General features: G+C 45.3%; 15 protein-coding genes. 2 read left to right on the forward strand and 13 right to left on the reverse strand.

Features of this window, described 5'->3' with window-relative positions:
* Positions 1-59: 59 nt before the first annotated feature.
* Positions 60-344: a YtpI family protein gene (locus BUC05_RS10215; RefSeq protein ID WP_011247571.1), complete on the forward strand. Its 285-nt coding sequence runs from the start codon at positions 60-62 to the stop codon at positions 342-344.
* A 102-nt stretch (positions 345-446) separates the two neighbouring features.
* Here BUC05_RS10215 and BUC05_RS10220 read toward each other — a convergent pair whose 3' ends face one another.
* From BUC05_RS10220 to BUC05_RS10230, 3 genes are all read right to left on the reverse strand, one after another.
* A complete protein-coding gene (locus BUC05_RS10220) occupies positions 447-1,754 on the reverse strand; it encodes a DRTGG domain-containing protein (RefSeq protein WP_011247572.1) in 1,308 nt (435 codons plus the stop codon).
* A 71-nt stretch (positions 1,755-1,825) separates the two neighbouring features.
* Complete coding sequence (locus BUC05_RS10225; RefSeq protein ID WP_011247573.1) at positions 1,826-2,065, reverse strand: hypothetical protein; 240 nt, start codon at positions 2,063-2,065, stop codon at positions 1,826-1,828.
* 101 nt (positions 2,066-2,166) lie between these two features.
* On the reverse strand, positions 2,167-2,853 hold the full coding sequence (locus BUC05_RS10230; RefSeq protein WP_011247574.1) for a metal-dependent hydrolase: 687 nt from the start codon (positions 2,851-2,853) through the stop codon (positions 2,167-2,169).
* Positions 2,854-2,957: 104 nt separating this feature from the next.
* Here BUC05_RS10230 and BUC05_RS10235 point away from each other — a divergent pair, with 104 nt between their 5' ends.
* Positions 2,958-4,067 carry a M24 family metallopeptidase gene (locus BUC05_RS10235; protein ID WP_011247575.1) on the forward strand — a complete coding sequence of 370 codons (1,110 nt, stop codon included), beginning with the start codon at positions 2,958-2,960 and terminating at the stop codon, positions 4,065-4,067.
* Between the two features lie 76 nt (positions 4,068-4,143).
* On the opposite strand, the gene BUC05_RS10240 is transcribed toward BUC05_RS10235, so the two are convergent.
* The 10 genes from BUC05_RS10240 to tpx form a co-directional block, all read right to left on the reverse strand.
* Positions 4,144-4,524: a hypothetical protein gene (locus tag BUC05_RS10240; protein ID WP_011247576.1), complete on the reverse strand. Its 381-nt coding sequence runs from the start codon at positions 4,522-4,524 to the stop codon at positions 4,144-4,146.
* A gap of 57 nt (positions 4,525-4,581) precedes the next feature.
* Positions 4,582-5,334 (reverse strand): SDR family oxidoreductase, encoded by a 753-nt coding sequence (locus BUC05_RS10245; protein WP_011247577.1) that lies wholly within the window; start codon positions 5,332-5,334, stop codon positions 4,582-4,584.
* 139 nt (positions 5,335-5,473) lie between these two features.
* The gene (locus BUC05_RS21925) at positions 5,474-5,596 is read right to left on the reverse strand and encodes a hypothetical protein (RefSeq protein ID WP_011247578.1); all 123 of its coding nucleotides are present in this window, start codon (positions 5,594-5,596) and stop codon (positions 5,474-5,476) included.
* Positions 5,597-5,753: 157 nt separating this feature from the next.
* Positions 5,754-7,142, reverse strand: a complete 1,389-nt coding sequence (gene argH, locus BUC05_RS10250; RefSeq protein WP_035201905.1) for an argininosuccinate lyase — start codon at positions 7,140-7,142, stop codon at positions 5,754-5,756.
* Entirely contained in the window at positions 7,139-8,350 is a 1,212-nt protein-coding gene (locus BUC05_RS10255; protein ID WP_011247580.1) for an argininosuccinate synthase, read from the reverse strand. The genes argH and BUC05_RS10255 overlap by 4 nt, the downstream gene beginning before the upstream one ends.
* 198 nt (positions 8,351-8,548) lie before the next feature.
* Positions 8,549-9,340, reverse strand: coding sequence for an EcsC family protein (locus BUC05_RS10260; protein WP_011247581.1), 792 nt, complete (start codon positions 9,338-9,340; stop codon positions 8,549-8,551).
* Positions 9,337-10,272 (reverse strand): 3'-5' exoribonuclease YhaM family protein, encoded by a 936-nt coding sequence (locus BUC05_RS10265; RefSeq protein ID WP_011247582.1) that lies wholly within the window; start codon positions 10,270-10,272, stop codon positions 9,337-9,339. Before BUC05_RS10265 ends, BUC05_RS10260 begins: the two co-directional genes overlap by 4 nt.
* 126 nt (positions 10,273-10,398) lie before the next feature.
* Positions 10,399-11,586: an acetate kinase gene (locus BUC05_RS10270; RefSeq protein ID WP_011247583.1), complete on the reverse strand. Its 1,188-nt coding sequence runs from the start codon at positions 11,584-11,586 to the stop codon at positions 10,399-10,401.
* Between the two features lie 153 nt (positions 11,587-11,739).
* Complete coding sequence (locus BUC05_RS10275) at positions 11,740-12,726, reverse strand: class I SAM-dependent methyltransferase (protein WP_011247584.1); 987 nt, start codon at positions 12,724-12,726, stop codon at positions 11,740-11,742.
* Between the two features lie 111 nt (positions 12,727-12,837).
* Positions 12,838-13,332, reverse strand: a complete 495-nt coding sequence (gene tpx, locus BUC05_RS10280; protein WP_011247585.1) for a thiol peroxidase — start codon at positions 13,330-13,332, stop codon at positions 12,838-12,840.
* Positions 13,333-13,468: the final 136 nt, after the last annotated feature.

A 13,468-nucleotide genomic window follows, 5' to 3' on the forward strand; every position in this document is an offset into this window, starting at 1 on the left:
CGCGATACAATAAAAGAAATCGCTTTATTTACTCATGCAAGTCGTAACAGGAGGTTTATATGGGCCGTATTTTGATCATTATTGCGATTGCCGCATTTATGTTTTATGTAATTACCCGTGTCCGTGCCTTTCGTTTGCAGGATTCCTTGGAAAAACGGATTCTCGAATCACGGGCCCGCTTGGCTCTAGGCGCCACGATGACTGCCCTTGGCGTTAACTTAGCCTTTTTTTCGTTTTATACCGCCATTCAACTCATTGTCGGAGCCGTCTTCCTTATATTCGGCCTCGCGAACGCCATTTACGGATTTCGCGCTCATAAACATTATGCAGCACAACTGGATTAGACAACATCACTCAAACTGACTGTAACGCTTGTCAGTCGAGGTGAGCCACGAAGATGCGAGCGTGTGTCTACAGTCTGGAGCTTGCCCTACTGGCAAGCTTCACTATTCAATCAACTGGGCAGTAAGCATTGCTTTTCCGACAAGTTCACCTTCGTGGTAGAGGGCGACATCAAACTTGCCATGTTTTCGGCCAATTTCCAATATAGATGGCATGATGGAAATATGGCTGTCAATTTGCACAGGTTTTAAAAAATACAACGTGACGTTTTCAAGCACCAAATCCCCGCGCTTGTGTTTCCGCATCGTTCGCCTTGCCGCCTCAACCATCAACGTCATGACAACACCGTAAGAAACGGTTCCAACATGGTCGGTCATTTGCGGTGTAATGTCACAAGTGAAAAGCAACTCATTTCCACTTCGTTTTTCTTCCATCCGGCTTGTCACGATCTCTTCGATCGTCTCTCCGACATGAGGTTGCCTTTGTGTTGTTTGTAAGGCCTTCAATACATCTTGGCGGCTAACCACACCAATCAATTTTCGCTGTTGGTCGACAACAGGGAGCAACTCAATGCCTTGCCAAACCATCAAATGGGCAACCGCGGCTATGGAAGTACGTTCATTGACCGTAATCGGGTCGCCAGTCATCACTTTTTCAATCAGCCAATGCTTCGGCTTATCAAATACATCCTTTGCTGTAATCATTCCTTGTACCCTCATTGCCTCATCGACAACGGGGTAACGGCTATGCCCAGTCCGCTCGTTGAACTCTTGCCATTTGCCAATCGTATTCGTCACTGTCAAATAGTACGTATCCTGCAATGGGATTAAAATGTCATCTACTAAGACAATTTCTTTTTTTATCAATTGGTCGTAGATGGCGCGGTTGATCATCGCTGCTACTGTGAAAGTGTCATAGGATGTAGAAATAATAGGGAGGTTAAGTTCATCAGCCAGACGGACTGCATCGGCGCTCGTGCTAAATCCGCCAGTTATGAGGACAGCTGCCCCTGTTTCTAAAGCAATCTTATGCACTTGGTAGCGGTTGCCGACAATGAGCAAGTTCCCCGCTGTCACATAGCGCATCATTGCCTCCGTTTTCATGGCACCAATCACAAAACGGTTTAGTGTTTTATGAAGGCCTGTCCGACCGCCAAGTACTTGTCCATCAACGATATTAACGACCTCTGCGAAAGTGAGCTTTTCTATATTTTCTTTTTTCTTTTTTTCGATCCGGATTGTGCCAACCCGTTCAATCGTCGAAACGAGCCCTTGCGTTTCCGCTTCCTTAATGGCGCGATATGCGGTTCCTTCACTAACACTTAAAGCTTTAGCAATAGACCGGACCGATATTTTTTCCCCTATTTGCAATTGTGTTATGTATTCAAGTATTTGTTCATGCTTTGTCGTCACCTTGGCACCACGCTTTCACCGTATCACTCTTTTATCTAGTATACGACTTGACGCGGCGCCATAGCAACTTCTTAACCAAATTCTCGTCTTTTTTCCGGTTCGGCGTTTTCCTGTTGCCTGTCTTTCTGCGCTTTTTGCCGGTATCCGCCTAGCACAGCGACCCCATTTCCAGCAATGACAAGCGCGGCGAATGCAAGCCAAGAATAGGCAAACATTTGCCCGATTCCTTCTTCATGTATCGGCAAATAATCGAATGCATAAACGACTAAAACGATGGCTGCAAGCAAACAAATGAACGAACGTTGCTTCATAGGCTCCCCCCTTGTCCTATGCCTATGCATTGCCGCTCTTAAAAAGAACAAACGTCCACATCGGTGATGTGAACGTCAAATTGTTGAAATAAGCCGTATTTTTACAGTTCTATCGTTTCGCCAACTTCCAAGACACGCCCTTCGCCGCTTTGAAGGCTGGTAACAAAAGCATGAGGATCCTGTTTAATCGGCGGAAAAGTGTTGTAATGAATTGGAACAGTTAAGCTGGCGCCAATCCATTCTGTTGCTGTTTTTGCATCTTCTGGCCCCATTGTAAAGTTGTCGCCAATTGGAAGAAAGGCCAAGTCGATAGGATGGCGCTCGCCAATAAGCTTCATGTCGCTGAACAAAGCTGTGTCGCCTGCATGGTAGATGGTCTTGCCTTCAGCAGTGAACAGAATGCCGCCTGGCATGCCTGTATAGACAATTTTTTGGCTATCTTCCTCTGTGAACGAAGAACCGTGGAAGGCTTGTGTAAACTTAACACGGCCAAAGTCAAACTGGTATGCGCCGCCAATGGACATCGGATGAACGTTTTCAACTCCTTGAAAGCCCATGTATGTTGCTAATTCGGCTACAGCGACAACCAGTGCCCCTGTGCGCTTGGCAATCGCGACTGTATCGCCGACATGGTCATTATGGCCATGTGTTAACAGAATGACATCGGCTTCCACATGGTCTGCGTTTAAATCAGTCAATTCATTTCCTGTAATAAACGGATCAATTAAAATCGTTTTTCCACCTGTTTCAATCTGGACAACGGAATGGCCATGGTAACTTACTTTCACTCGCAAGCGCTCCTTTCGAATGTTTGTCTCTTTTTGATTTATAGCCGAATTTCTTTCGACTAAAACTATTTTACCGTATACTTAAAGAAAGGAGGAGGATTCATTTGAAATTGGAACGGCTGCAAACATTGCAAAGGCAAATGGGAGAAAAGCAAGCTTGGTTTGCGTTTATAACAAGCAAAGAAAATGTCTTTTATTTAACCGGTTACCGTACGGACCCCCATGAACGCCTCATTGCCTTTTTTGTTTTTCCAAATAGCCATTTTCTTGTTGTTCCTAAAATGGAAGAAAGCATGGTCAGAAAAGCTGGATACGAAGGCGATATTCTTTCATATAGTGATAATGAAAATGTTTGGGAAAACATCTATGCCCGCATTCCCGAGCACGAGCCCCGTAACTTGCCACTTATATGTGTGGAAGAACGGCTTGTCTCTTTTGAACGGATTCGCGCTTTACAAGCCCTTGATAAACAGGTTTCGTTTACTGACTGTGAAGGACTTTTAATGGAGCAGCGCCTTCAGAAAACGAATGAAGAACTGCAAACATTGCGTGCTGCCGCTGCTTTTGCTGATAGAGGGGTAGAGTTAGGCGTAGCCGCATTAAAAACAGGCGTAACCGAAATGGAAGTCGTCGCGGCGATTGAATATGGCCTGAAACAACAAGGCATCCGGGAAATGTCATTCCAGACAACCGTCCTCTTTGGCGACCATGCGAGCGCACCACATGGAAAGCCAGGCAATCGCCAATTGCAAGAAGGCGAGTTTGTCCTTTTTGACCTTGGCGTCGTTTTAGAGGGCTACTGCTCCGACATTACTAGGACCGTTGCCTACGGAAACGTTTCCGAACAGGAGGCCACTATTTACCATACAGTCCTTAAAGCGCAAGAAGCGGCGCTCGCTGCTGCGAAGCCAGGTGCAGTCATTGGCGCTGTTGACCAAGCTGCACGCCATGTGATCACAGAAGCTGGCTATGGCGCGTTTTTTCCACACCGACTTGGACACGGGTTAGGCATTGATGTACATGAGTCTCCCTCCATGCACCAAGACAACCAAAACCATTTAAAAGAACGGATGACCTTTACAGTAGAACCTGGCATCTACATACCAGATCGTTGCGGTGTACGAATTGAAGACGATGTTGTTATTACAGCCGCTGGGTGCGAGGTAATGACAAGCTACCCGAAAACGCTGGACCCTGTGCCTGTTCGCTTATAACCGCTCTGTCCAGCTCGTAAAAACGCAAAGTGGCCTTCTCCTCGCAGGCCACTTTGCTTTACCCTTTTTTATTCGCTTACTTTGTCCATAACCATGTAAAACGTTCGCTGTCCCTATTCATCCAACGAATTTCTAAGCGTTCCATCGTGGGGAATTTAGCAGAAAGCCGATCAGCGTATTCTGCTTCTGTCGTTTCCTCATTGATTTGGAGCAAATCGACGATTTCTTCTACATGGGACCGGGCTTCCTCCCCTTTTATAACGTAATTGCCTTTTTCATACTCATAATGGTTTGGGTTATCGTATTCCCATTGATGTTCGACTCCCTCTGCAATGACCGTCACCCGTAGTGAAAAAGATTCCATAAGCTCCGTCCCCGATACAGCAGACACAGGCAATGGGCAAATCGCCGCCAATAATAGAGCAAACAGCGTCGTATACATAAGTGTGTGTTTCATTTGGACGAGCCCACCTTTTTATTACTAAGGTAGGCAAAAACATGTGTGATTATGCATTTACCGATAACGGTGAATGACGTCGACTCCACCAGTTACTTCAACGACCGTTCCTGTTACCATATCAGCATCATCTTCACATAAAAACAACACCGTTCTGGCAATATCTTCCCCTGTCCCAGAGCGGCCAATCGGCGTATCACTGTCGTTTCGCTCTCGTGCCTCTTGAATCGTCGATTCTTTCATTTCACCCATAATATTGCCAGGGCACACCATATTGGCAGTAATGCCATGCCCTGCCTCTTCGATCGAAACCGTTTTCATAAGCGAAACAAGTCCGACTTTCGCAGCTGCATAAGCGGATCGGTAAATCCATCCAGGCGCGCTATTGGCGCCTTGAAAACCGTAAAAAACAATGCGTCCAAATGATTGTTTCCGCATGACGGGGATGACTTGCTGGAGCAGGTAAAACGCTGAATTCAAGTTGCCATCGATCATATATGCCCATTCGGCTTCGCTGTAATCCATAAGCTTCTTTTTTTCAAACACGTAAGGGCCGGCATTATGGATACACAAATCGATTCTGCCAGCGAAGGAAAGGGCTTGTGCTGCTGCCGTTTGCAAGTCCTCTTTCTTCGTGACATCCGCTTGGACAAGCTGCAATTTTTTATGGGCCCACTTTTGTTGGAGCGTTTCAGCCTTTTCCTTGTCACTGAAATAAGTAACCGTTGCACTGTACCCCGCTTCCAGCAATCCTTCCACTACTTGTAAGCCCAGCCCTTTCGTCCCGGCCGTAATCAATGCATGCCTCATTGCTGTTCACCTCTTGACTAGACGCTTTTATCCCAAAGATACATGAGTCCCATTGGAAACGCAAAACAAAACCCAGTGCTAACTACTAATCAGCCTGGGTTTTGTTTTGCGTTTGTGTCATCCGATCGAGATCAGGACGTCATTTGCTGCGACGCTTTTCGTCCTCTGCTGTCCCTTGGTAATAGGAATCCATAATTTGTTCATTTACCATCTGCTCGCCAGACTCAATGTGTTCGCCATTGGTTTCTTGCTTTTTTTCCATTGTCCCACTCCTCCTTTTTCATTGCTCCTTAGTTTGCCTCCTGTATTTATTTTCTACCCCCTTTTCACAAAAAAATAAAAAAGAGGAAGCATCAATGCTCCCTCTTACATCTTTACTCGGCTTCGGATCTTGCTTAGCTGACTTTAGCCTGCACATACTATCCTTTTATAGACTGAGACAAAAGATCGTTTGCTTTTCCAAGGGCGAGCTTGACTTGCTCGAAACCGGTGCCCCCTGCGCTATTCCGTCGGCCAACAACGGTTTTGGGCTGGAGAACTTCGTAGATGTCATCGGCAAACAGGCTGCTCGCCTCTTTGTAAACTTCGATAGGCAAATCAAGCAAATACACACCTTTTTCAATTGCTGTGAGCACAAGTTTGCCTACTACTTCATGAGCTTCTCTAAAAGGCATTCCTTTTGTCGCCAAATAGTCTGCCAACTCAGTCGCATTTGAAAAGTCACTTGTGACGGCTTTTGCCATCGCATCCGTATTTACAGTCATCGTTTCAATCATTCCTGCGAAAATCCGCAAGCTGCCTTTGACTGTTTTTACAGTGTCAAACATGCCTTCTTTGTCTTCTTGCATGTCTTTGTTGTAAGCTAGCGGCAAACCTTTCAACGTTGTCAGCAAGCTGAACAGACTGCCGTACACGCGTCCGGTTTTGCCGCGGATCAATTCAGCCATATCCGGGTTTTTCTTTTGTGGCATAATGCTTGATCCAGTTGCAAAGGCATCGTCGATTTCAATAAATTGAAATTCCTGTGCAGACCATAGGATCAACTCTTCACATAACCGAGACAAATGCATCATTAGCGTCGCCGAAGCAGCGAGAAATTCAACAATAAAATCGCGGTCGCTGACGGCATCAAGGCTATTTTCGTAAATGCCCTCAAAATGAAGGAGTTCCGCAGTGTAAGCACGGTCGATCGGAAATGTCGTCCCCGCCAAAGCACCAGCCCCTAATGGAGAAATGTTCACCCGTTTTAAGCTGTCTTGCAATCGGCCGTAATCACGTTCCAGCATCCAAAAGTAGGCAAGCAAATGATGGGCAAACGAAACCGGCTGTGCCCGCTGTAAATGGGTATAGCCAGGAATCAGCGTTTCGACATGCCCTTCCGCCTGCTTAACCAATGCGGCCTGCAATGTGCGGATTGCTTCCATGATTTCTTCGGTTTGCGTCCGCAAATAGAGGTGCATATCAGTCGCAACTTGGTCGTTCCGGCTTCTTCCTGTATGCAGTTTACCGCCAACAGGGCCAATTTCATCAATGAGCAGCTTTTCTAAATTTAAATGGATATCCTCTTGAGCAGCAGAAAAGACAAGCTCTCCTGCTGCTGCTTTTTTTTGCAGCGTCTTTAGCCCATTTTTGATCTGGGCCGCTTCTTCCTCAGAAAGAATGTGTTGTTTGGCAAGCATCGTGACATGGGCAATGCTTCCTGTAATGTCTTCCTCAACAAGCTGTTGGTCAAAACCGATCGATGCGCCAAATTCATCGACCCATTGTTCTGCTGTTTTTGTAAACCTTCCACCCCACAGCTTGCTCACAGCGTGACCTCCTTTTTCTCCTTTGTCACCATGCTGTGTACTTTTGTAGGCAAGCCCCATAGGGAAATAAACCCAACTGCAGCTGAATGGTCAAATTCATCATCTGGCGTGTACGTGGCTAGTTTTTCATTGTACAAAGAGTAAGCAGATTTGCGCCCTTCGATGATCGCATGGCCTTTAAAAAGTTTGACACGGACAACACCAGTTACATGCGTTTGAGATTCTTTTAAGAAAGCAAGAAGTGCTGGTTGCAAGCTTGAAAACCAAAGCCCTTCATAAATGAGTTCAGTCAGTTTCTTTTCGATAACCGGTTTAAAGTGGGCCAATTCTTTCGGTAGCGTCAAATCTTCCAACTCTTTGTGAGCTTTGATTAGCGTCATCGCTCCTGGGCATTCATAAACTTCACGAGATTTGATGCCAACTAGGCGGTTCTCAACATGGTCAATCCGGCCTACGCCATGTTTGCCAGCGATCTCATTTAACGTCAAAATCAGCTGATCAAGAGGGTATGCCTCTCCGTTAATCGCAACGGGCACCCCTTTTTCAAAAGACAGTTCAATAATGTCTGGTGTATCAGGCGTTTTCTCAAGCGGCGCTGTCAGCGCATAGGCTCCTTCTGGCGGAGTCGCCCAAGGATCTTCAAGAACGCCACACTCATTGCTACGTCCCCACAAGTTCTGGTCAACCGAATATGGGTTGTCAAGATCAATCGGAATCGGGATATTGTGCGCTTTTGCATACTCGATTTCTTCATCACGTGACCATGCCCATTCCCTTACAGGTGCTAATACTTTTAAGTTCGGATTTAACGCTTGAATGGAAACTTCAAAGCGCACTTGATCGTTGCCTTTTCCTGTGCAGCCATGGGCTACTGCTGTTGCTCCCGTCTGTTCGGCAATCTCTACGAGCTTTTTGGAAATGAGCGGGCGTGATAACGCCGAAACAAGAGGATACTTTTGCTCATAAAGGGCATGTGCTTGCAACGCAGGCAAGACAAATGATTCAGCATACTCTTTTTTTGCGTCAATTGTATAAGATTGAATGGCCCCAACTTGAAGGGCTTTTTGTTTTACAAACTCCAAATCTTTTCCTTCGCCAACATCGAGGCCGACAGCTATAACGTCATACCCTTTGTCAGTTAGCCATTTAACGGCAACAGACGTATCCAATCCCCCAGAGTAAGCTAAAACTACTTTTTCTTTCGCCATGTGAATCCCTCCGCTATGAATAATCATTCTCTTTTCGTTATTTTTATACATAAATGTTCAAAAAACAGTCGGGAACCTCTTCCCGATTTGCAAGAAAATAAGCCTCTATTAATGAATATACATAACTTTAACAGGCTTCCTCTCTTTTGACAAGGGGTTTCGCCAAATATTCTATATAAATAACCAGGCCTGATTGAGTCATCGCCTGGTTTTTGTATAGTATATGCGCTCCCTAGAATTTAGCCACCTTTTTTGGTAAAAAACACGTGCAGCAGCGAGGGTTGTCTGTATTTGCTTGTAAAAACTATAAGCGCCGACCGCAGATGTCGCCAAGCTTTTGCCAGCAATCTGCTTATTGCTTACTGAACGAATAAGCCCCCATTTCATCGATTGCAAAGCCAAAGACACAAGCAATTCATCACTGAATAAATCTTCCCTTGATTGATAGAAAGGTTGGCCTTTTTCATGCTCAGCCAGCTCCTTTTGCAGGAGTTCCCATTCAGCGAGGCGCGCATAGCGCGGCAAAAAGGATAAGTGGAGTAGGCGAATCGCATACAGCGACTCAAGCGCTGTGTCTCCTTTATATCCATAAGCATGGCCGATTAGAGCAATCGCGCGTCCACACGCATACAGTTGCGCTGGCAAAGTCAATGCCATTCTTTTGCCTTTCGCTAAATAGGCTCCTTTGCCTGCAGACAAAAGTCGTATTTTGGCTTCCTCGCGATTTAGCTTTTGTTCATGAATAGTGATCTGTTGTTCACTTGCGCTAACGGGAAGTGGTGTAAACGTTTCCTTTGCACGCTGATTAAACCATTCATCTTTTGTGATAAAGGGATGCAATTGGAGAACAAACGGTTCTAACTGAGCTAATGTCCGCATCCCTGCCTTTTGCAAAGGGACAGGCGTCGTCATTGGGCTTTGCGCTTGTTCGTATAACTGTTTTTCATACTTACGTACTCGATCATGCATTAAGGCAATCTCCGTCTTCACTCAGCTTCCTCCTCTTGATGAAAAGCCTTTCCGACAGCCATCTTTCGCTTAAACAAATCGAGATAGGCAAAGTCGTGTTCTCCGCCCTCAGCTTGCTGCAACGCCCGTAATTCTGTATTCATCCGCTTGATATAGTAATAAAAAAGCGCCTCTTTTGTTTTTGCTTGAACGGTACTGGACAACCCTGACTCCGTTTCGCCATATTGGGCCAATATCGCGTGTTTGACTGCTACTAATTTCTGGTCGTTTACGTCCAACCCCTGTTCATTAGCCGCTTGGCTGATCATTTCTGAACTTAATGCCAAATGGCCGATTAACTCACCAGAACGGGTGTATTCAGGGGCAAACGGATCTTCCAATGCTTTTACTTTGCCAATGTCGCCGAGCAAACAAGTGGCAAGGGCTACGTCTTTGTCCAAGTCAGCGTACAAAGGAAGAAGTTGCAAACAAGCAGCGGCCAACTCTACCGTCTGCTCAAGCAAGCCTGCGTAATAAGCATGATGCAATTTTTTAGCAGCAGGGATGGTTGTAAAGCGTTCGCGAATTGATCGATCGCCATAAAGCTTTTTTATAACAAGTTGAAGAACTGGCGATTGGATTTCTTCCATGATCATCCGCAGCTCATGCCACAAATCCTCTCTGGAAATCCCTTTTTTCGATACCAATTCGGTGCGGTTGATGCCGTCTTCTTCAGTAGCCAAGCGAATCTTTTGGATCGTCACTTGTTGTTTAGAGCGAAATGTTTCTAGCTTCCCTTCAATTTTTACAATTGCTTTTGGCACAAATTTATCTTGTTGGTCGTCTGTTATATCCCATAGCCTCGCAGACAGAATCGTATGTTGTTTTAGCAGTGTGAAATTGGCGTAGAGCGAGCCATTAGCTGCCTGTTTAATTTCACGGTCACGAATTAAATAAAAGCCATTGACTGTCATTGCCAGACACCTCCGCTTCTATCTTATCTACTTCTTTCCAGAAAGGCAAAACTTCTATGGGAAACACTAGATAAAAAAAACAGCCTCCCCCCTCTGGTTTAACCGAGGGGGCAAGGCGAACTTATCTTATGATGTTAACCGAACCGTGTCACGAGCAATCATGACTTCTTCGTTGGTTGGGATGACAATGATTTTAACTGGAGCGCCCGCTTTTTCAATAAACGCTTCTTTGCCGCGGACATTATTTTTTTCCAAATCAACATCAACGCCCATAAAGCTGAGCCCTTTTAGAACACGTTCCCGAATGGTGGCGCTATTTTCGCCAATGCCAGCAGTAAAGACAATCGCATCGAGTCCGCCCATCCGTGCCGCATATGAACCGACATACTTATGAATCCGAGACGCAAACACATCAAGAGCTACCTGTGCTCGTTCGTCCCCTTCTTTCGCAGCCGCTTCAATATCACGCAAATCACTTGAAAAGCCAGTTATCCCTAACAAGCCGCTCTTTTTATTAAGCGTAGCCACGACTTCTTCTACAGATTGGCCGGTTTTTTCCATAATGTAAGGAATCAGGGCAGGGTCAATGTTTCCTGAACGGGTCCCCATTGTCACACCTGCCAGTGGCGTGAAGCCCATCGATGTATCAATCGACTTGCCGCCTTTAACCGCAGCAATGCTTGCGCCGTTGCCTAAATGACAAGAAAGAATACGCAATTCTTCAATTGGCGTCTCCATTAATTCGGCTGCACGATGTGTGACATATTTATGGGAAGTGCCGTGGAATCCATATTTACGAATGCCATATTTCTCATAGTATTCATAGGGCAAACTATATAAAAATGCGCTCTCTGGCATCGTTTGGTGGAAAGCAGTATCGAACACTGCTACAGCAGGTACATTTGGAAGGACTTCTTTAAAGGCTTTAATACCTGTAATGTTGGCAGGGTTATGGAGGGGAGCCAATTCTGATACTTCCTCAATGCCTTGAAGGACTTCATCTGTAATTACAACGGAATCATTGAATTTCTCGCCGCCATGAACAACACGGTGGCCAATGCCTTCAATTTCTTCTAGGGATGCAATGATGCCGCGGCCCGTTAAGTCCTTTAGCAAAAGCTTTACTGCTGCAGCATGGTCAGGAATATCTTCGGTCAATTCATGCTGTTGGCCGTTTGCTTCGATTGTAAAAATACTTTTTTTTAAGCCAATCCGCTCAACCAGCCCTTTTGCAATGACTGTCTCTTCTGGCATTGCCAACAGTTGAAATTTGAGAGATGAACTTCCTGCATTAATTGCAATAATTTTAGCCATGGTTCTTTCGACTCCTTTTTTCTGTCTAACACGCATGTTCCTCTACCATTTAAGCATTCACCAGCCTTGATTTCAAGCACGGTTCGACAAAAAAGCGCATACATTTGAATTAATTAAAAAGAGCGGCAATTTCAACAAAAAAAGAGCGCTCATTTAGCGCCCTAACTGTTCTGAAAACCATTTATTGATTTGCCTCATCATATCGTGCATCGCTTCAGCGTTTGAAAAAGACGGCAGCTCCGCAAGCAATGCTTGTTGAGGGGTTTTGACGTTGTCTGCCTTTTTTTGCAACAACAGTATACTTTTGCCGTGTTGACTGTTGGAAAACAGCGAACTTGGAAGCTGGAGAAGCCCTAACACAATTGCTTCTTTTTTCAAGTAAACATTTAATGCTTCTGCTTGATCGCTTGAGAATAAAAAATTTGGGACAAGCAACACTGCATACCCGCCGGGATGAAGGGAGCGAATTGCTTGTTCGATCATTAAATGATGAATATAGCTATGCCCTTCTCCTGCTTTTAACTCAAACCCTTTTGCGACATCATCTTTTGGATAATAGCCAACAGGCAAGTCGCTCGCCACGATGTCTGCGTGAGGCAATGTAACTTGGACGCTGTCTTGGTGGTATAAAGCGACTTCACGTTGCTGCAAATTGGCACTTGCGAACGCGACTTTCAGCAATGTTTCATCCGCTTCAAATCCAATTGCCTCTGGCTCATTGTTTACATGGTTGCAAATCGAAAACAACAAATTCCCTGAACCAACAGCCAAATCAAGCAGTTTAAAGCGCTCTTTTTTAGGGTCTATTAGTTTTTGAACCAGATAGCCGATAAACAAACTTACCGCGTCAGGCGTCAGCATGTGGTTTGCTTGTACGGTCCCTTTCATTCCTTTTATGATGGCAAGCTGAAATGCTTTGCGCATATCTTCCCGTTCCCATTTTTCGTCTTTCACTTCGTTTAGCTTTTTTTCGAGCATTGCCTCGGTTTCGCCACGCACTTCCTGCAAAATCTGTTGTTCAAATAAATTGTCGCCTGCTGCAGCCAAAGCGTCTAAATACGTTCCCTCGATCTGGTTAAGTAAAATGTCAGCGCTTTGGTCCAAATAATCAAACAGACGTACTACTTGAGTTGATTCCATTTTTACACCTTCTTTTTTCCGTCCATCTTGTCTGTCCTGTATTGTACAAAAGCACAAAGAAAAAGTCCACTGTCACAGCAGTGGACATAAACTGATTATGCCGTTCGGCTATTAAGCATTTTTAGCTGCTTCCAACGCAGCCTCATAATTTGGGTGCTCCGTCACTTCGTTCACGTACTCCACATAAACAATCTCATCATCCGCATTAACGACAAAGACAGAACGGGCCAACAAGCGCAATTCTTTAATTACTACACCGTATGCTTCGCCAAATGACAAGTCGCGGTGGTCGGAAAGCGTTTGGACATTATCAATGCCAGCGGAAGCGCACCAACGTTTTTGGGCAAATGGCAAATCGACGCTGATCGTAAGAACCGCCGTATTATCCAATTTTGCTGCCTCTTCATTAAAACGCCTTGTCTGCTGGTCGCATACACCTGTGTCCAAGGATGGCACAACACTGATCAAGCGAACTTTTCCTTTTGAATCTGCGAGCGTTACTTCAGATAAATCGTTGGCCAACACCGTAAAATCCGGCGCTTTTTCCCCTACTTGGACTTGTGTTCCAGCTAATGTGACTGGTTTTTGCTTGAATGTAATTTGCATGCTTCCCTTCCCCCCATCATATTGGTTCTTTCTTTATAAATTGTACAGGCTAAGCAGTCGTTAGGCAACTGCGACGTTTTAATCGTGAACATTGATTGGCACAAAAAGGATGCCTTTCCCATTGACTGTTTCTGCC

Origin of the sequence: Shouchella rhizosphaerae (assembly GCF_900142675.1) — a bacterium.
GTDB lineage: Bacteria > Bacillota > Bacilli > Bacillales > Bacillaceae_D > Shouchella > Shouchella rhizosphaerae.